Here is a 22,419-nt window from a genome sequence, read left to right on the forward strand (position 1 = left end):
GCTTATGTTTCATCGACGGGGTAGGCCTTTTCCTCGGGGGCGCCGTTCGGCCGTTCCTCGTCACTTTTGTTCTCAACGATGTCGACCGTCTTCTGTTCCGGCAGTTGATCGCGGGAGAGATAGACGGTGGAGGAGGGGAAGGCGAAGCTGGCGCCATTGCCCTCAATGACTTCGCGGATCGCGATCAGGAGCTCTTCCTGCACCTCGAGGAAGGCATTGATGTCGGTCGCCGAGATGTTGGCGTAGATGTCGAAGAGAATGGCGAAATCGCCATATTCCACCAGCCGCACGCGCAGCGGGCTTTCCAGGACGCTCTCATGCGCTTCCAGGGCCGCGTGAATGCCGTCGCGCACCTTGTGCAGGGTTTCGCTGTCCGTCTCATATCGGACGCCCACCTTGTGGCGGAACAGGAAGACGTCGCGCTGGCTGTAATTGGTAATCTTGTGCTTCACCAGCTCTGCATTGGCGACAATGATCAGCGTGCGGTCGAGCGCGCGGATGCGGGTCGAGCGGATGCCGATCTCCTCAACGGTGCCGGCGGTGTCGGAGAACTGGAAGAAATCGCCGACGCGCACGATCCTGTCGGCATAGAGGATGAGGCCGCTGATGAAGTTTTCAAGCGTCGGCTGGGCGGCAAGGGCAATGGCCAGACCGCCAACGCCGAGACCGGCGACGACGCCATAGATCGGGATGCCGATCCGGGTTGCACCATAACCGAGGACGACGATCGCCACCATGAAAGAGGCGACCCTGAAGCCGGTGCGCACCAGGCTTGCATCAAGGCTCGCATTGTTGACGGCCGGGTTGCGGATCGTCCAGAGATAGATGGTCTGAAGAACCTGATAGGTGAGCCAGGCAGCGGTCGTCCAGACGATCGCGCTTATGACCGTCGTCAGCATCTGCAGGAGTTCGCCGGTGATGTTGATCTGCTCCTCGCACAGATAGTGGAAGAGGTTTGCCGCCAGGATGATCAGGATCGGCGGCGCAAGCCGGCGCGACTGGCGGGCCGCCGGATCAAGCGGCACGGCGCGGCGATTGTTCCAGCGCGTGTAGAAGGCGAGCGCGAGCATGAGGACGATGACGGTGAGCGCGAGCGCGATCCACTGCCAGTAGGCCTGTCCGCCGAATGTGCTTTGCAGCCAGTCCGGGCCGTTCAGCACGTACTGGTACCATTGCGGCGCCACCAGGTTTCCGGGCGTGTAGATGTAATACTGGTAAAGATCCTCGCCCTTGTCGGCAATGATGGGCAGCGATTGCAGCGCTTCGTAATCGTCGGGGATCTCGTCAACCGTCGCAGCCGTGAACAGGTACTGGCCGGACTGCGGACCCTCCTTCATGAGCGCGATGGTCAGGCTGGTGCCGGGAATGATCCAACGGTCGGGCAAGGGTGCGTCGAGATCGTTGGTCCGGGCGTTCGAGCCGGCCGGAAAGCCCGGAACGTCATCGAGCGGCGGCAGGTAGATGCGATCGAAGACTTCCTGAAGCTGAAGCACGGTCTCGATGGAAAAGCGCTCGCGCGAGGCGGCGGGAACGCCTGAGAGGTCCATGGTCTGCGCCGCCTTGCCAAGCAGCGACTGGACGAGGACAAGCTGTTCCTTGTCATCGGGCGATATGAAGAAATCATCATTGGCGAAGAATTCGTCGCGCACGCCGAGCCATAACTTGTTGGCCGCCTGCATGATCACCAGGAAACTCTCGAGCGTGGCACGCGGGCTGCGCGTGTCGGGCGGCGAGATCGGATTGGTCACCAGGCGCTGGTAGCGCGACTTCAGGCCCTCATTGTCTCCGGCATCATCGATGATTTCCTGGACCAGCTCCGCGGCGGTGGCTTGCTGCTCTTCTTGGGGCTGCGTCCTAATCTCCTGGGCATGGGCCGGCGCGACAGAACCCGGCTGCAAGGCGGAAAGAGAGGCAAAAAGCAGAGCGAGGACGAGCATTGCGCATCGCCCGAAGGAAGATTTCGAGCTGTTGTGCCATGTCGGGTAAGAATTGTCTGAATGCATCACCTTCTCCGCGGCCTCCTGTGCGCAACTGACCTCTGCCGGACCTCGACAACGCCGATCCGGGACCAAGCCTACCCGATTTTTAATGTGATTCGAGCCGAACCTTTGTGAATTTATCGATTTTCCGGCGCCCCTTCTTGTCAGACCAGGCTGAGAAGCGCCGCCGTGAGCACCAGATAACGCCCGACCTTGGCAAGAGTGACCAGGGCCAGGAAGACGGGAAAGGGTTCGCGCAGGATCCCGGCAACGACAGTCAGCGGATCGCCGACGATCGGCGCCCAACTCATCAGAAGCGACCACTTGCCGTAGCGCCTGTACCAGGCTTCCGCCCTTTCCAGCGCCCGAGGGCCGACCGGGAACCAGCGGCGGTCGCGAAACCGCGCGATGCCGCGCCCCAGAAGCCAGTTGATGACCGAGCCGAGCACATTGCCGAGCGAGGCGGCGAGCACCAGCGCCCAGACCGGATAGTCGCTCGCCAGAATGAGGCCGGAGAGCGCCGCCTCCGATTGCATCGGCAGGATGGTTGCGGCAATGAGCGCGCTTGAAAACAGGCCACCATAGGCAAGAAACGCGCTCATGACGGGTCGCCACGCCCGGTAAATGGGCGCCATTTCCGTCTTTGTTCAGCCGGGGGCATGGTCACATCAGCTCCTGCAGAAGGCCGTCCTTGCAGGTCTTACTATGGCCGGCGGGGGAAAGCCGCAAGCCGGAAGCAGCCGATCGATCGAAGCAATAATCGGGCAATTGATGAACAGCATTCATAAGTCCAATCGTTTCCGCCGGTCTTATCACCGCGCCGATGCCGCCCTAAATGGTGTCCATCGAACAATGAGCGCGCTCTGTCGGGACCAAAGCCGGCAGGCGTGGCCAACGCATGATGCGGGCAGGGAGCGCTTGCGCGCCGGTCCTGCCGAAACATTGAGGCGGCTCTCATGAGCCGGAGAAAGGGAATTGAACCAATGATCCTGCAAGAAACCTATACGCTTCCGAACGGCGTCAAAATTCCGAAGCTCGGTCTCGGCACCTGGATGATCGATGATGACAAGGTTGCCGACGCGGTCAAGGCTGCGATCAAGCTCGGCTACCGTCATATCGACACGGCTCAGGCCTATGCCAATGAGCGCGGCACGGGCGAGGGCATCCGCGAGAGCGGCGTTGCCCGTGAAGAGCTGTTCGTCACGACGAAGCTCGATGCGTCCCACAAGAACTATGCCGACGCCAAGGCCGCCATCGACGGCTCGCTGAAGGAGCTCGGCCTGGATTACATCGATCTGATGATCATCCACAGCCCCCAGCCCTGGGGCGATTTCGCCGGCGAGGAACGCTATTTCGAAGGCAATCTCGAAGCCTGGCGGGCGCTGGAAGAGGCCTATGAGGCCGGCAAGCTGCGCGCGATCGGCGTTTCCAACTTCGAAAAGGCCGATCTCGACAACCTGCTCGAAAACGCCAAGGTCAAGCCGATGCTCGACCAGATCCTGGCCCATATCAGCAACACGCCCTTCGAGCTGATCGACTACATCAAGAGCAAGGGCCTGCTGGTCGAGGCCTATTCGCCGGTCGCCCACGGCAAGATCCTCGACAATGAGAAGATTGCCGAGATCGCGGCGAAATACGACGTCTCGGTACCACAGCTGTCGATCCGCTACTGCCTGCAGCTTGGCCTTCTGCCGCTACCGAAGACGGCGAACCCGGACCATATGAGCACCAATGCCGATGTCGATTTCGAGATTTCGGACGCCGACATGGATGCGCTGAAGAACATCGAGCGCATCAAGGATTACGGCGATGCCAGCATGTTCCCGGTCTATGGCGGCAAGATGTAAGCCGCCCGCCCGAACGCACTGCAAGCCGAGGCCTGTCCCTGCAAAGGGGCGGGCCTCTTTGCGTGCGGGTATCCCTCAAACCGGCCTCTTGCTCTTCGACAGCGCAGGGGAAGCTCTGGCGAAGGCCAATTTAGCGGCTGTTTTTCGGAGATTCCCCTTGCGCCGAATTGCAAATCATTCTAAACGCCCGCCAACGCTTGCTTTTCGCGAGCCTGGGGCCTCGTGGCGGAGTGGTTACGCAGAGGACTGCAAATCCTTGCACGCCGGTTCGATTCCGGCCGAGGCCTCCATTTCCGCTTCTGGCGTGACTTGATCTTCCTGAAATCATCGTCTCCTGGTTTTCGGCTTGGCCGCACGATCCCGATCGCTCTCGGCGGGGTCTTGTCACATGCTGTGCGAACTGATTCCGGTTCGGCCTTGCGGTGATGCGCGGTCAGGCCTGTCGGATCCAGCCGGAGCCAGATCGCGCAACCATTGGAAGAATAAGCGGAATTTCGGCAGCCATAGGGAGGCAAAAGGCCAGAAAAGGTCCGCCTCGACGCATTTTACCGCTGTCTAATTGTTTAGAAATCATCAAAAGTGATCGTCCATTGCGGGGAAAACCGCAGGCAAGAAAATGCGCCGGGGAGACGATTCATGCTGAAACCAGACCAACGCGAACGCGCCGGTGCTCATCAGTTCGACAAGACAGAACGCAAGAGCGCGCGCAAACGCTGGATCGCCTCGTCGCTGCTGTTTCACTCGACCGCGCTTGCCGGCGCGCTCGCGGGCGTTCCCGTGCCGTTTTATTCGCGCGGCTACACGCGGGTTTACGCACAGGCGGTCTGCGATCCGAGCTCGACCGACAGCTATGTGAACAATGCCGGCGCGATCAATTCGACGACCTTCGCCTGCACGATCTCGTCTTCCTCGACCGTGACCTCGCCGCAATATGCCTATGGCGGCGCGATGACCTGGTACCAGTCGAGCAATGTCTACTATGGCGATCCCTACTCGATGCCGCCGGTCAATCCGCAGCAGGGCCTGAACATCACGATCACCAACACGGCGACGATCGATGTTTCGGCGGAGGCTGACGTCTCCTCGATGATCTCCTTCAGCGCCCCGAACGGGACGCATTTCTACACCAAGAAGCATTCGGATGCGATCGGCGTCGTCTCCGCGGGCAGCAACGCCTTTCGCGGCGAGGTCAAGGACGCCGACAAATATTCCGGCGGCGCGGGCGGCACTGTCGGCGTCTCCAACAATGCGACCATTCAGAACGCGGCGCGCCACGGCATCTATGCCGTCAGCAGCGGCGGCACGGCCTATGCGACCTATGGCGGCGATGCCGGCGCGGTCACGGTCGGGACCACCGCCGATATCTCGGCGCAAGGGTTCGGCATTGTCGCCATCAGCCGCGGCGGCGCCACCTGGGCTTTGACGGGCGGAGCAGGCAACGATTCGACCATCACGGTTTCCGGCGACGTGAATTCCATTGCCTCGACCAAGACAGGCGGCGGTCTCTTTGCAGCCTCCTATGGCGGCAACAGCCCGAACAATATCTCATGGAACCAGATGGAGGGCGGAACCGGCGGCAACGCCGGCAAGGCGACCGTGACGCTTGGCTCCAGCGACAGCGCCTTTTCCGGAACGATCTCGACCGTTGCCGCCGGAAGCATCGGCAAGGACTGGACCTTTACCGACCGCACGAGCGGCGCCGCGGTCTCGGCCGTCAGCTATGGCGGGCAGGGTCCGGTCAACACGAATGGCTCGGGCGGCGGTTATGACGGCGGCAATGGCGGCACGGCCTCCGTGACGGTCTACGGCGCATCCGGCACCACGATCAAGACGTCCGGAGATGATTCGGGGGGCATCGTTGCGGCCAGCTATGGCGGCTCCAGCCTGAACTATTATGACGCTTCGAAAAAAGGCGGTGCGGCGGGCGCTGTCTATGCCAAGGTCACTGGCGGCGGATCGATTGCCACGACGGGTGCGCATTCCAGCGGCATTCAGGCCACCTCGCTTGGCGGTCTGGGCCAGGTCGCCTCGACGGCATCGACGACGCAGAACGGCAAGGGCGGAACCGGCGGCAGCGTTTACGCCAAGAGCGACTTTGCGATCACGACCAAGGGCGATCACTCCCACGGGATTGCGGCGATCTCGTCCGGGGCGGGCGGCGGCATCTATGTCTGGGATGGCAATGGCGGGTTCCAGTGGGGCGATGCCAACATCGCCTCCAATACGAGCGGTAAGGTCACCGTCAAGAACTATGGCGCGATCGAGGTCTACGGCGTCGATTCCCACGGCATTGTCGCAATGTCGATCGGCGGCGGCGGCGGGCTTCTGACGTCGAGCGGCAAGATCGCCACGCAATCCTACAGCTATTATTCGGCTGTCACCAATTCCGCTTCGCAACGGGTCGGCGGCGCGTCGAGCGGCGCGTATGCGGCAGGCGTCACGGTGACCAACAAGGCGGCTGTCACCACCCATGGCGGATATGCAGCGGGCAAGACCGGAACGCAGAGTTCGGGCGATGTTCCCCTCGGCGGCGGCATCGCCATCCTGGCGCAATCGATCGGCGGCGGCGGCGGCGACAATACCGGCTCGGGCGCGATCGGCGGCATTGGCGGCAGCGGAAAGTCCGGTGGTGATGGCTCAGACGGCGGAACGGCTTCGGTCCAGAACTACGGCGTGCTGACAACCTACGGCGCGGATGCGCACGGCATCGTCGCCCAGTCGATCGGCGGCGGCGGCGGCACGGGCCGCAACAAGAGCGGGCTTTTTGTTGCCGTCGGCGGCGATGGCGGCAATGGCGGGAATGGCAATGAGGTTACGATCACCTCCAACGGCAATATCACTACGAACGGAAGTTACGCGGCCGGCATTATCGCGCAGTCGATCGGCGGCGGCGGCGGCGCCGGGGGCAAGGCGACGGCCTGGGGTATCGGCTTTTCGGATGCCGTCGGCGGCAGCGGCGGGAGCGGAGGCAATGGCGATACGGCAAGTGTCACCACGTCGTCCGGAACCACGGTTTCAACGGCGGGCGTCAATGCTCTCGGCATCGTGATCCAGTCCATCGGCGGCGGCGGCGGCTCGGGCGGCGCGGCCAAGTCGGTTTCCGCCGGCAAAACCTTCGACATCGCGATTGCGACCGGCGGCACCGGCGGTGACGGCGGCAATGGCGGAGAAGCGGAGTTGACCCATTCCGGCGCGGTTTCGACCTCCGGCTATGATGCGACCGCGCTTCTCGTGCAGTCGATCGGCGGTGGCGGCGGCAGCGGCGGCGCGTCGAGTGCAAGTGCGCTCGCTTTCGGCCTGCCCTTCGACGAGAAGGGTGACAGTTTCGCGCTTTCCATGTCCGTCTCGCATGGCGGAGATGGTGGCGTCGCCGGCGATGGCGGAGAAGCCAAGGCGATCATGGAGAAGGGCAGCACGGTTACAACCGCCGAGAAGGGATCGCTCGGCCTGCATGTGCAGTCGATCGGTGGCGGCGGCGGCCAGGGCGGCGATTCGACGGCGGCGGCCGGAACCGCGACACTGCAAAGCGCTTTCGCCAAGCTGACGGACGGCGAGGCCGAACTTCAGAAGAAACTCGAGGGCGAATCCGTCACCGCATCGCTGACCTTTTCGCTCGGCGGCGCCGGCGGCGCGGCGGGGACCGGCGGCAAGGCCTACGCGCATAATTACGGGACCATCAAGACCAGCGGCGACTTCGCCGACGGCATGCTGGTCCAGTCGATCGGCGGCGGGGGCGGCCAGGGCGGAACCGGCGAGACCGACGGCATCGATTACTTCGGCAGCTCCACCTTCAATCTTTCGCTCTCCATCGGCGGCAATGCCGGCAGCGGCAGCGACGGCGGCTCGGCCTATGGCGGCGTTGCCGATACCGGCGCGGTCAAGACCTATGGTTCAAACTCGGTCGGCCTCCTCGTTCACTCCATCGGCGGAGGGGGCGGCAAGGGCGGCGGCGGCACGGGCAATGTCGATGCCGACAACAAGCTGGAGGTCGGCATTGGCGCCACCGGCGGCGAGGGTGGCTATGGTGGAAGTGTTTATGCCTGGAACAATGGAACCATTCTCACCAAGGGTGATTCCTCTGCCGGCCTGATTGCCCAGTCGATCGGCGGCGGCGGCGGGCAGGGCGGTTCCGGCACCAGTTCCATCGGCCACGCCTTCGAGTTCGAGAAGGAGACCAAGGTCAAGTTCTCCGAATGGGTCAAGGCGCACCCCTCCTTCGATGTCGGCGTCACGCTCTCCGCCAATACCGGCGCCTCGGGCGGCACGGGCGGTTACGGCGGCAGTGTCTATGTCGGCGTTGAGAAGGTTGGTTCGACACAGTCGAAGGGCACCACGACGACCTATGGCTCGTTCTCCCATGGCGTTCTGGCGCAATCGATCGGCGGCGGCGGCGGTGCGGTTTCGACGTCGTCCAGCGCCAACAGCGTCACGGTTTCCGGACCGGAAGCCGACCTCGATATTTCGACGATCTCCTTCGGCGCAACCGGCGGAGCGGCCGGTGATGGCGGGAATGTCACGGTCTATGCGGCGAATATCTACACCCAGGGCTTTGCCGCCAACGGCGTGATTGCCCAGTCGCTCGGTGGCGGCGGCGGACATGCGATCCAGACCGGCTATGCGATGGACAAGGTCTCGATCAAGTTCGGGGCGCAGGGCCAGTCCGATGGCACGCGCAACGGCGGCGATGTGCTGGTCGAGACGATCGTCGGCACAAAGATCACCACCTCAGGCGACAATGCCAACGGCATTCTCGGCCAGTCGATCGGCGGCGGCGGCGGTTTTGCCGGCGTCGCGCTCGGCACCTACAACGCGGTCAATGACGAGAGCATTTCCGGCGTCATCAGCTCCACCTTCGGCGGCGGCAGCGACAACGGTCACGCCGACGGGCAGAATGTCATCGTCAACCACTCCGGCTCGATCAATACATCAGGCAAACGCTCCGTCGGCATTGCCGGCCAGTCGATCAGCGGCGGCGGCGGTTTCCTCACGGCGGCGGCCAACAATTTCGACCAGTCCGGCTTCGTGCAGAAGCAGGCGCCATCCAGTGCCCACACCGTCAATATCAGCGTCAAGGAAAACGCCTCGATCGTCACCTCCGGCGATGGCGCCTTCGGCATTCTTGCGCAAACTGTTTCCGGCGGCGGCGGCGTTTCGGCCGATCTCGCCCAGAAGCTGAACGCTTTCTACCGCTCCTACGGCGGCACTTTCACCAACAGCCAGTATTACTATTCCAACAATTCCGGCATTGCCGACCAGACGGGCTATGTCGCGGTGACGGTCGACGGCAGCGTCAGCACCAGCGGGAAATATGCCCACGGCGTTGTCGCACAGGCGGTCGGCGGCTCCGGCGGTATCTTCCTGCAGAACGGCAAGACCTATGCCGGCACGCTCGCCAATTTCAACAATCAGCAGGACTCGAAGGTTGCCGGCAATGCGCAGAACGGCAATCTCGAAGTCACGATCAACGGCAGCGTCAAGGTTTCCGACCCGACCGCCTGGGGGCTCTGGTCGCAGGCAACCGGTCCGGCGATGACGTTGACGGTCGGCAGCGGCGGCGTTCTCTCCGGCTCGACAGCTGCGGCCAGCAATGGTGAATATGGCGGCGGCGCGATCTATTCCTCCGGCGCCGACCGAACCGTGCTGATGCAATACAATCACGGCACGGTGACCGGGAATATTGTCCACCACAAGTTTGCAACCGCCTCCTCGGCTGCCGATGGCGTGGTGCAGACGGCGGCGCGCGCCGGTTCCAGCCTGTTCGTCAATCAGGGCACGGGCACGTTCGTGACCGGCCATATCGCCGATGCCGGCGGCATCCTGAACGCCGGCAGCATTAATCCGGGCGGACAATGGAACACGGTCCGGACGCGCGTGACCGGCGACCTTGTCGGCGTCGGCACGAAAGATGCGGGCAGCGCCTATGACGTTGCCGATCTCGGCCTTTCGACGACCTTCTCGCCCTTCAGCTATTTCGACCGCAGCAGACGGATCGACTGGCGCACCGAAAATTCGAGCAAGGGCGGTCTTCTGACCGGGCTCGACGTCGACATGGAAAACGGCACGGCCGACACGCTTCTGATCGAAGGCGACTTCGCCGGCACCTGGGGCGTCGACATCAACGCCAATGCTCTTCTGCCAAACACGCGCACCGAGTTCCTGAAGGCCGAGGGAATGGATACGGCCGAGCTCACGGCGCTCTCCTCCCTGGTCTTTGAATTTACCGATGTGACGAAATCGGCCGAGGGCTGGCACGGTTTCTCCGTGGCCGATGCGCATTTTGCCGATAACGGCGTATCGCTTGGCCGAAATGCGGGCGGCGTCTCGCGGGCGATGCAGCAGGCCTGGGACAGGATCGCTGACGGCAGCGCCACGGAAGTCAAATTCGCCGAAGACGAGATTTCGCTCGGCGCGGCCTTTGGCGCGTTCCACCAGGCCGATCCTGACACGTTCGACGACATGCTGCTGGAACTGGCCTCGCAGACGGCGGCGGCGCCGCTGGCCGATTCGCCCTCCGCCGCGATCGCGGCCGCCAACAGCGTGCTGTCCTGCCCGGCCTTTGCGGCGACGGGCGTGATGATGGACGAGGGGTCGTGCGTGTGGAGCCGCGCGCTCGGCGGTGAGACCACGCAGGGCCAGCACGGCGATTCCTCCGGCTATACCCAATCGGTCGGCGGATTGCAGTTCGGCGGGCAGGCGGCGCTGGCTGATGGCTGGTTCCTCGGCTCGGGCCTGACCTACGAGAATAGCTGGTTCCGCAACAAGAGCGGTTCTGAAAAGATGGAACAGCAATCCTTCACCGGCGCGGTGGCGCTGAAGAAGGAGGCCGGCCCCTGGCTCTTCGGCTTTGTCGGCGGCGCAGGCTACAACTGGGGCGATTCGAAGCGCTACATCAATCTCGACACGCTTTCGGCCACCGCGCGCGGCGAGCCGGATTCGGCGATGGTCTTCGCCCGTGCCCGCGCTTCCTATGAATTTGCTTTCGGCGACGACTATTACATGCGTCCGAAGGTCGATTTCGACGTCATCAACATGCACCAGTTCAGCTATACCGAGACCGGTGCGGGGGCGATGAACCTGATGGTCGACGGCAATTCGGATACGGCTTTCGGGGTTACCCCGGGGATCGAGTTCGGCGCGCGGATCCCGTTCCTCGAGGACTGGCCGGCGCGGCTTTACGGCGATCTCGGGGTTTCGTTCCTGACGGCCGATAGCTGGGAGACGACATCGCGCTTTGCCGGCCTGTCGTCGATGGACAGTTTCTCGACCTTCACCCCGATCGCCGACACGGTCGGCCATGTCACTCTGGGTCTCGATCTCGCCAAGCGCCAGGGCATGGAGCTGAAATTCCAGTATGACGGCGCCTTTGCCGATGACTACCAGTCGCATACCGGCTCGATCAGGTTCGGATACCGGTTCTGATCGGCTTCCGCCGCAGCGCAGCTTGCCATAATTTCAGGCATCGCTAACCTCGGGCGGCGCGGGAATCGCGGCGGAGGCATCGCATGTCGGAAAATCGGGCGCTCATCTTTCTGGTTATGGCCTTTGCCATGCTGTGGCTGCCGCTCGGCCAGCATGAATTTCTGCTCACCGGCTGGATGAAGCTCGGCACCTTCATGGCGCCTTTCCTGCTGTTCTTGGCCTTTGCCTTTTCCGACAGGCCCTTGCGGCTCTCCGACAACGATATCGGCCTTTATGCGCTGATCCTGTGGATCGCCTATATCATCCACCAGTTCGAGGAGCACTGGGTCGATCTCTTCGGCCAGGTCTATGCCTTCAAGCCCTATGTCAACATGGTGCTGCTCGATCTGGTGCGCGCGCCGGCCGGTACGCCGCCGCCCCTGACCGACGCCGGGGTTTTCGTCATCAATACGTCGCTGGTCTGGCTTGTGGCGGCGCTGGCGATCCTCAGGGCGCGCCATCATCTGTTTCCGGCGTTGTGCATGGTGTCGATCGTTCTGGTGAACGCCGTCAGCCATGTCGGCATGGCGATCATCCGGGGCGGCTACAATCCGGGCCTGTTGACGGCGATCGTCCTGTTCTTTCCGCTTTCGCTCGCCATCTATCACCGTCTCTTTAAGGCGGGCATCGCCGGCCGACGGGAGGTTGTTGCCAGCATCGGCTGGGGCGTGATCGCCCATGTCATCATGTTCGCCGGTCTGCTGGCGGCAGGCTATTTCCATGTCATTCCGGAAATGGGCTATTTTGCCCTTCTCGTGATCTGGTCGGTCGTGCCCTGCCTTGTTCTGCGCAACGCTCCGCCCGGGGCGGTCACAAAACCGGTGGAGGACTGAAATCTTGGCGCTTGTGGAAAAGGAACTGGCGAAGACGAGCGCTGACCGGCCCGTCCCGGTGCGTGCCTGTGTTGCCGTCGTCCTCTCGATCCTGATCCTTCTTTTCGCCGGGCTCACCGCGCTGGCGACGGCAGCGCCCGCCTCATGGACCGGCGCATGGGATTCGCGCTGGTTCGACGGCGGCGCGCGGGTCTACTTGCAACAGGACGGCACGCATGTGATCGGGCGCTACCCGGCCTATAACGGTCGGCTGGAGGGCGAGGCCGAGGGTAGGCGGCTTGTCGGGACATGGATGACGCCGAAGGGCAGCGGCTCGTTCGAGTTCATCCTGTCGGAGGATGGCCGGAGCTTTGTCGGGCGGCTCGGCAACAAGCAATGGTGGACGGGCGCGCGGATCAGCAGTGGGCACGACCAGGCTCTGCGCGCCTTCCAGTCCTCGCCGTCGGAAACGCTGCGCACCTTCCTGATTGCCGCCGAGGCGGTGGAAAGCGGACGGCTGGAATATCAGGACGACCTTCTGTCCATGCTGATCTTTCCGGAGGGCGGGCGCGAGAACCATGCCCGCGAACTGGCGCCGCTCGTGCTTCTGCTCGACCAGTTCACCGTCGATCCCGACGTTTTCGAGACAAAGGCCCCGGAAGGCGATGAAGCCGAACTGGTGCTGACGCGCTATGACGGACGGACGCTGCCGTTGCAATTCCGCCGCGTCGGCGAGGACTGGTTCATGGTCGCGCCGCAGGCCGATTTCGTCAAAGAGCTGTTTTCCGAGATCGCGGCCGGCCTTCAGGGCGGCGGCTACAAGGCGGGCGGCCGGTTTGACGGCTCCACGCCGCGCGCCGCCATGGAAAGCTTCATCGATGCCATGCGCGCCGCGCCTGCCATGCAGGACACCGCGATTGCCGCGCTCGACCTTTCCGAAATGCCGACGGTGGTCCGCGACCGCCAATCCGTGCTTGTCGCCGAATACCTGAACGAGGTGATCGCCAGGATCGGCGAGGTCGTGTTCCAGGAAATTCCCAATGATCCGGGATCGCTGGAGCCCTTCGTCTATTTCACCCATCCCGCCGGCGATATCGTGCTCGCCCCGACCGAGACTGAAGACGGCGTGCAGTGGCAGTTCACGCCCGAGACGGTGCGCACGGTCCGCGCGCTCTACGCGGCCACGGAGAACCTGCCGCAGGCCGTCAGGGTTCTTCCCTATGACACCCATTCGAAAGCGCCCTATTTCAAGATCCGCGCAATCGTTGCCGGGGCGGTGCCGGCGGCACTGCAGCCGGTCGGGCCGCTGGAGGCCTGGCAATGGGTGGGCCTCGTTGCCATTTTCGTCGTCGCGGTCGCCGCCGCGCTTCTTGTCGGCCTCTTCCTCACGCTCGCCGGACGGCTTGGCCAGTCGAGCGGAAAGGCGGCAAGCAGCCGCGCCTTCGCGATCTGGGGCTTCCGTCTGCTCGCCTTCGGCGTCATCAACTATCTCGGTTTCGCAATTCTCGGCCTGCCGTCCGAGTTCGGCAGCGCGATCAAGTCGCTGGCGGTCCTGATGATGATCGCGGGGGCGATCCCGATCGAATTCTGGCTGGTCGACCGGCTTCATCACGCCATCGATCGCGCCGGTCTGATCAACCAGCGCGGGGCGATCCTGGCGTCGCTTCTGGTCGGCGTTGCCAAGGTTCTGGTGGTCTGCGCCAACATCCTTTTGTTTGCCGACGCGCTCTCCATTCCTTATGGCGCGGCGATTGCCGGCCTCGGCATTTCCGGTATCGCCATCGCCTTTGCGGCGCGTTCGACGCTCGAAAACGTGATCTCGGCCTTCATCCTGTTCGTCGACCGGCCCGTCGACGTCAACGATCTTGGCCGCTTCGATGGCCGGATCGGAACGATCGAGCATATCGGGCTGAGGGCAACCGTCATCCGCACGCTGGATCGCACGTTGCTGACCATTCCGAATTCCGATTTCATCGCCGACAGCATCGAGAATTTCACCCGTCGCGACAGCGTATTGATGCGCCGCAGCTTTGCCCTGCGGCCGGAGACGAGCCTGGACCAGTTGCGCTATCTGCTGACGGAAATCCGCCGCATGCTGATCGCTCATCCAAAAGTGTCGGCAGATCCGGCGCGCGTTCGGCTCCTCGGGATCGTGGAAAACCGCATCGAATACGAGATCTTCGCCTATATTCGCACCGTGGATTATTCGGAATTTTTGGCCATTCAGGAAGATGTGGTTCTCAGGATGATGGCCCTGGTCGAGCAGTCCGGCACGGACTTCGCCTATCCGGCCAGCACGCTCTACCTTACCCGCGACCGCGGCATCGATCCCGAGCGGGGTGAAACGGCTGCGCAGTGGGTGACGGACTGGCGCGACAAGGGAAAACTCCCCTTTCCGAACCTGACCGCCGAGGAAGTATCCGCGTTGCAGGATACGCTTGACTATCCGCCGGAGGGCGCGCCGCCGGAATCCGAACAGTTCAGGCCCGTCGGCCCGGAGCGGCGGCAGCGGGCGGGCCGCCGTTTCTGGTTGTTCCGCTTCGGAAAAAGATAGGGCAGCGCGGCATCGCGACCGGTTTCCGTTCGCGAGCGTTTAAGTGCAGCATCGTTCCATGAGTAATAACGCCAAGAATTGATTGCGCTGTCATGGTCGTACCGAAGTTTTCTGAAACGATATGAAGTCGTTTTTTCTCAAGAAAAGTATTTTTAAAATCAGATATCTGTCTGGAATGCCGATGGGGCCTGGAAACTTTTTCAAACTTCTCCCGTTCATCAGTTACGTGCTCCGAAAGAGCCGAAAAGTCTTTAAACACTTTGGGTCAGGAGGCCGTCCTGTTCCGGGTTCAGCCCGGATGATGCGCGGTCCTCAAGGAGGAAAACATGTTTGCATTCACCAACAGACAGAAACTGCTTGCCGGTGTCGTATTTGCGAGCGCACTAGCCCTATCTGGCGCCAGAACGGCGAACGCACTTGATGTAAGCATCGGCGGTGAAAACGGAATCAACGCCAGCGTCAATGCCGATACGAACCCCGAAGGCGGCGTCGGCGCCAGTGTCGGCGCAAGCGTGGGCGGTGACGACGGCGTCAACGCCGATGTCGGCGCCAATGTTGGCGGCGGCCAGGCTGTTGACGCGGATGTCGACGCCAGCGTCGGCGGCGACAGTGGCGTGAATGCGAGCGCGGATGCGGATGTCGGCGGCGGTTCCGGTATCGGAGCGGATGTCGATGCCAGCGTTGGCGGTTCTTCCGGCGTTAATGCCTCCGCCGACGCCAATGTTGGCGGCGGTTCGGGCATCGGCGCGGATGTGGATGCCAGTGTCGGCGGTTCGTCGGGCGTCAACGCCTCGGCCGATGCCAATGTCGGTGGCGGTTCGGGCATCGGCGCGGATGTGGATGTCGGGATCGGCGGTTCTGATGACGGCGGCGCGCCGGGCGGCCCGATCGGCGGAGGCGGCGACAATGGCGGCGGAAATAATGGCGGCAGCGGCGGCGGTTCCGGCGGCATGGGCGGCTCCGGCGGCAACGGTACGGCCGGTGGCGGCTCCGGCAGCGGTGACATGCCGTCCAACCGGGATGACCAGCGCCTGGTAACGGCCTTCGATCAGCTCTCGGGCCAAGAACAGCAGGTGGTGCGCCGCCAGTGCGAGAGCGTCATGCGGACGCCGGACAATTTTGAAGCGGGGCTGCAGCGACTGTGCCGCCTGATGCACGAATATCGTCGCTGAAGCCGATCTGAAATGAAACGCACAGGGAAAGGGCGCGGACAACGCGCCCTTTTTCGCGTCTGCGGCGATTGCCGCAAATTGGACAAGCATTGCACTCACGCCTTGCCACGGGGCGATGGCCGTTTTAAGAAAAATGCTCGGGCGGCGTGACAATCTCACGTGGCTTCCAATGGCTCGCGAAAATGCACTGTGAGGTTGATGGCGATGATGAATTACGAAACGGCCCGTGAGAGAATGGTGGAATGTCAGATCCGCACCACCGATGTCACGGCACATCCGGTGATCTCTGCGTTCCTATCGGTCCCGCGCGAGGCGTTCCTGCCGGCCAAGCTCAAGCCGCTCGCCTATATCGACGAGGATATTCTGGTAAAACCCGCCACAGCGGAGAGCCCTGCGCGCTACATGATGGAGCCGTCGCCGCTTGCCAAGCTGATCCAGCTTGTCGAAGTGTCCAGGAAGGATGTCGTCCTTGTCGTCGGCGCGGGCGAGGGCTACGCTGCGGCCGTTCTCTCGCTTCTCGCGCAGTCCGTCGTGGGCATCGACAGCGACGAGGAACTGGTGCAGGCGGCAAGCGACAATTTTCTCGAGCTAGGCTACGACAATGCCGCGGTGGTCGTCGGCGAACTGACGGCCGGCTATCCCTCCGAGGCGCCCTATGACGTGATCTTCGTCAACGGCGCGGTCGAATATATCCCGGACGCTCTGCTCGAGCAGCTGCGTGACGGCGGACGGCTTGTCTGTGTCGAAGGCGCCGGCAATGCGGCGCGCGCCAAGATCTATCGTCGCGACGGCGACGTCTTCTCCGAATTCCTGTCCTTCAATGCTGCCGTGAAGCCTCTTCCGGGCTTCACCCGCGAAAAGGCCTTCGAATTCTAGGATGGTCGCCAAGGCAAGTCCTCTTTTCAAAAACCTGTGTACAGCCCTGAAAACATGATGCTTTCAGGGTGAGGGGTGTTGGATATGGACTATCCTTGTCTATGATTCGGATTGACGGGAAAATCGCATAAGCGCGCAGAAAGGTTTGTCATGGCGCAGCCGAAGTTGCAGCAGGAACCGACAATGGAGGAAATTCTGGCCTCCATCCGGCGGATCATCGACAGCGGCGAGGATGCCGGGCGTTCGCCGGGCTACCGTTCCTCGCAGCCGCGCGCGAGCGAACAGGTTCGCGATGACGATGCTCGCCAGCCGACCGGAGAGCGCGACGAGGACTGGTACCAGCGCGATGACGAACGCTCGAGCGAGCCCGTGATCGTTTCGCGCCATCATTCGACTGAAGAGCCCGTGGCAGCTCCCCATCAGCCGGAGAGGGCCGAACCGGCGCGCCATGAGCAGCCGATGGTTGAACAGCCGATGGTCGAACAGCAGGTCTATCGCGGCGAACACGCCGAGCCTGCAGCCGAGCCGGAACTACCGCCCCACGGGGAAGAGCTCTCCCATGAGGAGGAGTCCGGCGACCGGCAGTCTTTTCAGGCCGTCTATCCGGGCACGATGGGCGAAGTCGCCCGCCAGGTGCGCGAGGCGACCGGCCAGTTTCATGCGCATGAAGATCAGGACGCCGTAACGCCCGAGGGCGACGATGCGTCGCTCCTTTCCGCGGAATCGGAAATGCGCATTTCCGAGGCGCTTCGGGAACTTTCCTTCGCGCTCGAACGCGAGGGCGCGCGCAGCATCGAGGAGATCGTCGCCGAAGAGCTTCGGCCGCTCCTGAGCACCTGGCTTGAGACCCACATGCCCTCGATCGTCGAGAACGTGGTTGCGCGCGAACTCGAGCGCATGCGTCGGCGCTGATTGCGCGGAGCAGCGCGGCTGTTTTACCGACCTTTCGGTCCTTCAAGCCGTCCCTTTCGGGGCGGCTTTGTTGTTGACAGGCTTCGCGCCAAACGCTTAACAACATCTGGCTCTCGACCGGCCCTTGAGCCGGTGAAACCGGGGGCGGTCAAAAACCGGAAATGACGGTCGGCCGCGCGCGCCGATCATCCTTTCAAACCAGGAATTGGCACGGAAATGCTTGACAAGACCTATGACGCGAACAGCGTCGAACCCAAGATCGCCGACCGCTGGCAGGAAGCCGATGCGTTCAAGGCAGGCGCCAATGCAAGGCCGGGTGCGGAGTCTTTCAGCATTGTGATACCGCCGCCCAACGTGACCGGCTCTCTGCATATGGGCCATGCGCTCAACAACACGCTGCAGGATATTCTGGTGCGCTTCGAGCGCATGCGCGGCAAGGACACGCTGTGGCAGCCGGGCATGGACCATGCCGGCATCGCCACGCAGATGGTTGTCGAGCGCCAGCTCATGGAAAAGCAGCTTCCCGGACGCCGCGAAATGGGGCGCGAGGCCTTCATCGACAAGGTCTGGGAATGGAAGGATGAATCCGGCGGCCAGATTCTTAACCAGCTGAAGCGCCTCGGCGCCTCCTGCGACTGGTCGCGCGAGCGCTTCACCATGGATGAGGGGCTTTCTGAAGCCGTTCTCGAAGTCTTCGTCACGCTCTACAAGCAAGGCCTGATCTATCGTGGCAAGCGCCTCGTCAACTGGGACCCGGAATTCGAGACCGCGATCTCGGACCTCGAGGTCGAGAACCGCGAGACCGACGGCCATATGTGGCATTTCAAATACCCGCTGGCCGGCGGCGAGACCTATACCTATGTGGAGAAAGACGAAGACGGCAACGTCATCCTCCAGGAGGAACGCGACTACATCTCGATTGCCACGACGCGCCCGGAAACCATGCTGGGCGATGGCGCGGTTGCCGTTCATCCGTCCGACGAGCGCTATGCGCCAATCGTCGGAAAGTTCTGTGAAATCCCGGTCGGGCCGAAAGAACATCGTCGCCTCATCCCGATCATCACCGATGAATATCCGGATCCGGATTTCGGCTCCGGCGCGGTCAAGATCACCGGCGCGCATGACTTCAACGACTACCAGGTCGCCCGCCGCAACCACATTCCGCTCTACCGCCTGATGGACGAGAAGGCGGCGATGCGTGAGGACGGCGAGCCTTACGCGACCTGCGCCGGCCAGGCCATGCAGATCGCGAAATCCGGCGAACTGCCGAGCGAGGCCGATGTCGACGACATCAACCTCGTGCCCGACGAGTATCGCGGGCTCGACCGCTATGCGGCGCGCAAGCGTATCGTCGAGGCGATCAATGCCGAGGGCCTTGCCGTCACCGTCAAGGACGAGGAGGGCTATGACGTCCCCTTCGTCGAGCACAAGAAGATCATGCAGCCCTTCGGCGACCGCTCCGGCGTCGTCATCGAGCCGATGCTGACCGACCAGTGGTTCGCCGATGCCAAGACGCTGGCCGAGCCGGCGATCGCGTCCGTGCGCGAGGGCCGCACCAAATTCGTGCCGAAGAACTGGGAAAAGACCTATTTTGAGTGGATGGAAAACATCGAGCCGTGGTGCATTTCGCGCCAGCTCTGGTGGGGCCATCAGATCCCGGCATGGTACGGCCCGGATGGCTCGGTCTTCGTCGAAAAGACCGAGGAAGAGGCGCTCGAGGCCGCGATCCAGCACTACATCTCGCATGAAGGCCCGTGGAAGGCCTGGGTCGAGGAACAACTCGAGAACTACGAGCCCGGCAATATCCTGACCCGCGACGAGGACGTGCTCGACACCTGGTTCTCCTCCGGTCTCTGGCCATTCTCGACGCTCGGCTGGCCGGAACAGACGGATGCGTTGGCGCGCTACTATCCGACCAGCGTTCTCATCACCGGTTTCGACATCATCTTCTTCTGGGTCGCGCGCATGATGATGGACGCGCTGCATTTCATGAAGGATGAGCACGGCAACCCGATCGAACCGTTCCACACCGTCTATGTCCACGCCCTGGTGCGCGACAAGAACGGGCAGAAGATGTCGAAGTCGAAGGGCAACGTCATCAACCCGCTCGACCTGATCGACGAGTATGGCGCGGATGCGCTGCGCTTCACGCTGGCGATCATGGCGGCTCAGGGCCGCGACGTGAAGCTCGATACGAGCCGCATCGCAGGCTACCGCAATTTCGGCACAAAGCTGTGGAACGCCACGCGCTTCGCCGAGATGAACGGCATGAAGCTCGATGCCGCCTTCCGACCGGAAAAGGCGACGCAGACGATCAACCGCTGGATCCTGACCGAGCTTTCGAAGACGGCCGAGGAGGTCACGCGGGCAATCGAATCCTATCGCTTCAACGAGGCGGCGGGCGCGCTCTATCACTTCGTCTGGCACGAGCTCTGCGACTGGTATCTGGAGCTGCTGAAGCCCGTCTTCATGGGCGAGGACGAGGCCGCCAAGGCCGAGGCGCAGGCCTGCGTCGCCTATGTTCTGGCCGAGACCTACAAGCTTCTGCATCCGTTCATGCCGTTCATGACCGAGGAGCTCTGGGCCCATATCGGCGGCGAGGGCCTGCTTTGCCACGCCGACTGGCATGTGCCGCTCCATCGCGATGACACGGCTGCCGACGAGATCAACTGGCTGGTCGATCTCGTTTCCGGGATCCGGTCCGCGCGGGCGGAAATGAACGTTCCGCCATCGGCCAAGGCGCCGCTGATCTTCGTCGGGGCCAACGCGACGACGCGCGAGCGCAGCGCCCGGCATTTCCCGGCAATCGAGCGTCTGGCGCGCGTCGATTCGCTCGACTTCGAAAAGACGACGCCGAAGGGCGCGGCCCAGGTGATCATCGGCGAGGCCACGGCCTGCATTCCGCTCGGCAGCCTGATCGATGTCGCCGCCGAAACCGCGCGTCTGGAAAAGGCAATCGGCAAGGTGGACAAGGATATCGAGCGTTCGGGCAAGAAACTCGACAACGAGAAGTTCGTCGCCAATGCCGATCCGGAAGTCGTCGAGACCGAACGCGAGCGCTTCGCCGAACTGAAGGCCCAGCGCGAACAGCTCGCCGTGGCACTGACGCGGGTAAGCGAAGCCGGGTGATTGGCAGGCATCAGGTTTTCTGCTGACAGTTTCTGTCACTCGGTGCTGATATCCGCTTCGTGTGTTTCACAGGCGGAGGACAGACATGCATATCGTGCTCGGAGGAACAGGGCAGGTCGGCTCTGCGGTCGCCCGTACGCTCCTGCGGTGCGGCGAAGCCGTCACCGTGGTTGTCCGTGACGCGGTCAAGGCTGCGGAGTTGCGCCGCGCAGACGCCGAGATCGCGGTCGTGGATATCGCCGACGCGGCTGGGCTGCACAGGGTGTTCCGGCGCGGGCGTCGTGCGTTCCTGCTGGTTCCGAACGGCGACCCGGCCGGCGATGCGGACGAGGAACAGCGGTTTCTCGCCAACGCGATCATTGAGGCGCTTGCCGGCTCGAGGCTTGAGAAGGTCGTCGCGGCATCGACCTATGGCGCCAGGCCGGGTGAGCGGTGCGGCGACCTCGCGGTCCTCTATGACTTCGAGGAGAAGCTGAGGGCCCTGCCGCTACCGGCCGCGATCAATCGCGCGGCCTACTACATGAGCAATTGGTGCGGCATGGCCGGCGCTGCTCTTGCAGACGGTATATTGCCGAGCTTTTTTCCGGAAGATTTCGCAATGCCCATGGTCGCGCCTGACGATGTCGGCGAAGCGGCCGCGCGCCGGCTCATGGGAGAGGTTGGCGATGCTGCCACGCGTTATGTCGAGGGACCCTGCGCCTATACGCCGAAAGATGTTGCGGATGTCCTCGCCGACATTGCAGGAAAGCCGGTCGTTGTCGGTGTCATTCCGCGCGCAGCCTGGGAGGAGACCTTCGCCCGGTTCGGTTTCTCTCAAACGACTGCACGATCCTATGCCGGCATGACTTCCGCCGTTCTTGACGGATCGATGGAGGTGCCCGCCGCGCCGGAGCGCGGGAGAACGACCTTGCGCGATTTCCTGCGCCGCGCCCTCGGGCAGCCCCGGGTCGGGGCCGGTGAAACGGCGTAACCTGCAGGCACTGGCCCATTGTGGTCGCGCTCGGGCGCAGACCTGAGAGTTGGAACCCGGGCATGGCTTTTGCGGCGGCAGATCGCTCCGGGCATGGAGGAACTGCGTTTCAACTTCTGCCGTTGCCTCACCCCTCCCGCAGCATCAGCACCCAGTTGTCGCCGTCGCCGGACCAGCTTTCCGTTCTGGCGCTCGGTCGCGCGGTTTTCGGCGTGAAGCCGTGGGCCTCGTAGAGCCGCATCGCATTCTCGTTCGCATCCGAAACGATGAGGCTCATCCTGCGTCCCTTCGCCAGTTCCTTGGCTTTCTCCAGAAGCTCGGAGCCATAGCCGCGCTTGCGGTAGGCCTCCTCCGTTGCGAGCACGTTGACGTAGAGAGTACCGAGCGCTTCGTTCTCCAGTTCCTGAAGCGGAATGAAGACGGCCGGCATTTCGGCCGGGTCGATGGGGTCGGGTTCATCGCCGATCGGATAGGTGATCAAAAGCGCGCGTGCGGCGCCGTCCGCCTCGATCACATGACCGTTTTTCCAGGAAAAGCCGCCGGTCTCGCGCCGGGCCCGTGCTTCGCCGATGGTGAAGGGGTCTTCGTTGTTTTCGGCAAGCGTGCTCCAGAACCATTCCGGCAGGCCTTCGCCGGCAATGTTGATCAGAGCCGCCATGGCGGGCGCATCGTCAGGGGTCGCCGCGCGCAGCGTAATTTTCGGATTCATC

General features: G+C 62.9%; 12 protein-coding genes and 1 tRNA gene. 10 read left to right on the forward strand and 3 right to left on the reverse strand.

What is annotated here, in order from left to right; all coding sequences use genetic code 11:
* Nucleotides 1-2 precede the first annotated feature (2 nt).
* The gene (locus GGR30_RS08170; protein ID WP_183484611.1) at nucleotides 3-1,937 is read right to left on the reverse strand and encodes a mechanosensitive ion channel family protein; all 1,935 of its coding nucleotides are present in this window, start codon (nucleotides 1,935-1,937) and stop codon (nucleotides 3-5) included.
* A 206-nt stretch (nucleotides 1,938-2,143) separates the two neighbouring features.
* Complete coding sequence (locus GGR30_RS08175) at nucleotides 2,144-2,581, reverse strand: YqaA family protein (RefSeq protein ID WP_183484614.1); 438 nt, start codon at nucleotides 2,579-2,581, stop codon at nucleotides 2,144-2,146.
* Between the two features lie 381 nt (nucleotides 2,582-2,962).
* Between GGR30_RS08175 and GGR30_RS08180 the strand changes: the two genes are divergently transcribed.
* From GGR30_RS08180 to GGR30_RS08225, 10 genes are all read left to right on the forward strand, one after another.
* Nucleotides 2,963-3,826: an aldo/keto reductase gene (locus GGR30_RS08180; RefSeq protein WP_183484617.1), complete on the forward strand. Its 864-nt coding sequence runs from the start codon at nucleotides 2,963-2,965 to the stop codon at nucleotides 3,824-3,826.
* 216 nt (nucleotides 3,827-4,042) lie between these two features.
* Nucleotides 4,043-4,116 (forward strand) — tRNA-Cys (locus GGR30_RS08185).
* Between the two features lie 346 nt (nucleotides 4,117-4,462).
* Nucleotides 4,463-11,245 carry an autotransporter outer membrane beta-barrel domain-containing protein gene (locus GGR30_RS08190; protein WP_183484620.1) on the forward strand — a complete coding sequence of 2,261 codons (6,783 nt, stop codon included), beginning with the start codon at nucleotides 4,463-4,465 and terminating at the stop codon, nucleotides 11,243-11,245.
* A gap of 83 nt (nucleotides 11,246-11,328) precedes the next feature.
* Nucleotides 11,329-12,117, forward strand: a complete 789-nt coding sequence (locus GGR30_RS08195) for an HXXEE domain-containing protein (protein ID WP_183484623.1) — start codon at nucleotides 11,329-11,331, stop codon at nucleotides 12,115-12,117.
* A 13-nt stretch (nucleotides 12,118-12,130) separates the two neighbouring features.
* The gene (locus tag GGR30_RS08200) at nucleotides 12,131-14,650 is read left to right on the forward strand and encodes a mechanosensitive ion channel family protein (RefSeq protein WP_343066479.1); all 2,520 of its coding nucleotides are present in this window, start codon (nucleotides 12,131-12,133) and stop codon (nucleotides 14,648-14,650) included.
* A 326-nt stretch (nucleotides 14,651-14,976) separates the two neighbouring features.
* A complete protein-coding gene (locus tag GGR30_RS08205; protein ID WP_183484632.1) occupies nucleotides 14,977-15,822 on the forward strand; it encodes a hypothetical protein in 846 nt (281 codons plus the stop codon).
* Between the two features lie 207 nt (nucleotides 15,823-16,029).
* Complete coding sequence (locus tag GGR30_RS08210; RefSeq protein WP_183485052.1) at nucleotides 16,030-16,698, forward strand: protein-L-isoaspartate O-methyltransferase family protein; 669 nt, start codon at nucleotides 16,030-16,032, stop codon at nucleotides 16,696-16,698.
* Between the two features lie 150 nt (nucleotides 16,699-16,848).
* On the forward strand, nucleotides 16,849-17,610 hold the full coding sequence (locus GGR30_RS08215) for a PopZ family protein (protein ID WP_183484635.1): 762 nt from the start codon (nucleotides 16,849-16,851) through the stop codon (nucleotides 17,608-17,610).
* A gap of 216 nt (nucleotides 17,611-17,826) precedes the next feature.
* Nucleotides 17,827-20,739, forward strand: a complete 2,913-nt coding sequence (locus GGR30_RS08220; RefSeq protein WP_183484639.1) for a valine--tRNA ligase — start codon at nucleotides 17,827-17,829, stop codon at nucleotides 20,737-20,739.
* 85 nt (nucleotides 20,740-20,824) lie between these two features.
* Entirely contained in the window at nucleotides 20,825-21,709 is an 885-nt protein-coding gene (locus tag GGR30_RS08225; protein WP_183484642.1) for an NmrA family NAD(P)-binding protein, read from the forward strand.
* A gap of 127 nt (nucleotides 21,710-21,836) precedes the next feature.
* Here GGR30_RS08225 and GGR30_RS08230 read toward each other — a convergent pair whose 3' ends face one another.
* Complete coding sequence (locus tag GGR30_RS08230; protein WP_183484645.1) at nucleotides 21,837-22,418, reverse strand: GNAT family N-acetyltransferase; 582 nt, start codon at nucleotides 22,416-22,418, stop codon at nucleotides 21,837-21,839.
* Nucleotide 22,419 lies beyond the last annotated feature (1 nt).

The sequence above is a fragment of the Martelella radicis genome (assembly GCF_014196625.1).
Lineage (GTDB): Bacteria > Pseudomonadota > Alphaproteobacteria > Rhizobiales > Rhizobiaceae > Martelella > Martelella radicis.

Coding starts and splice junctions, on each gene's coding strand:
- GGR30_RS08175 (WP_183484614.1), bottom strand. CDS start 2,581: ATGAGCGCGTTTCTTGCCTATGGTGGCCTGTTTTCAAGCGCGCTCATT.
- GGR30_RS08180 (WP_183484617.1), top strand. CDS start 2,963: ATGATCCTGCAAGAAACCTATACGCTTCCGAACGGCGTCAAAATTCCG.
- GGR30_RS08215 (WP_183484635.1), top strand. CDS start 16,849: ATGGCGCAGCCGAAGTTGCAGCAGGAACCGACAATGGAGGAAATTCTG.
- GGR30_RS08210 (WP_183485052.1), top strand. CDS start 16,030: ATGAATTACGAAACGGCCCGTGAGAGAATGGTGGAATGTCAGATCCGC.
- GGR30_RS08170 (WP_183484611.1), bottom strand. CDS start 1,937: ATGCTCGTCCTCGCTCTGCTTTTTGCCTCTCTTTCCGCCTTGCAGCCG.
- GGR30_RS08195 (WP_183484623.1), top strand. CDS start 11,329: ATGTCGGAAAATCGGGCGCTCATCTTTCTGGTTATGGCCTTTGCCATG.
- GGR30_RS08225 (WP_183484642.1), top strand. CDS start 20,825: ATGCATATCGTGCTCGGAGGAACAGGGCAGGTCGGCTCTGCGGTCGCC.
- GGR30_RS08220 (WP_183484639.1), top strand. CDS start 17,827: ATGCTTGACAAGACCTATGACGCGAACAGCGTCGAACCCAAGATCGCC.
- GGR30_RS08230 (WP_183484645.1), bottom strand. CDS start 22,418: ATGAATCCGAAAATTACGCTGCGCGCGGCGACCCCTGACGATGCGCCC.
- GGR30_RS08190 (WP_183484620.1), top strand. CDS start 4,463: ATGCTGAAACCAGACCAACGCGAACGCGCCGGTGCTCATCAGTTCGAC.
- GGR30_RS08205 (WP_183484632.1), top strand. CDS start 14,977: ATGTTTGCATTCACCAACAGACAGAAACTGCTTGCCGGTGTCGTATTT.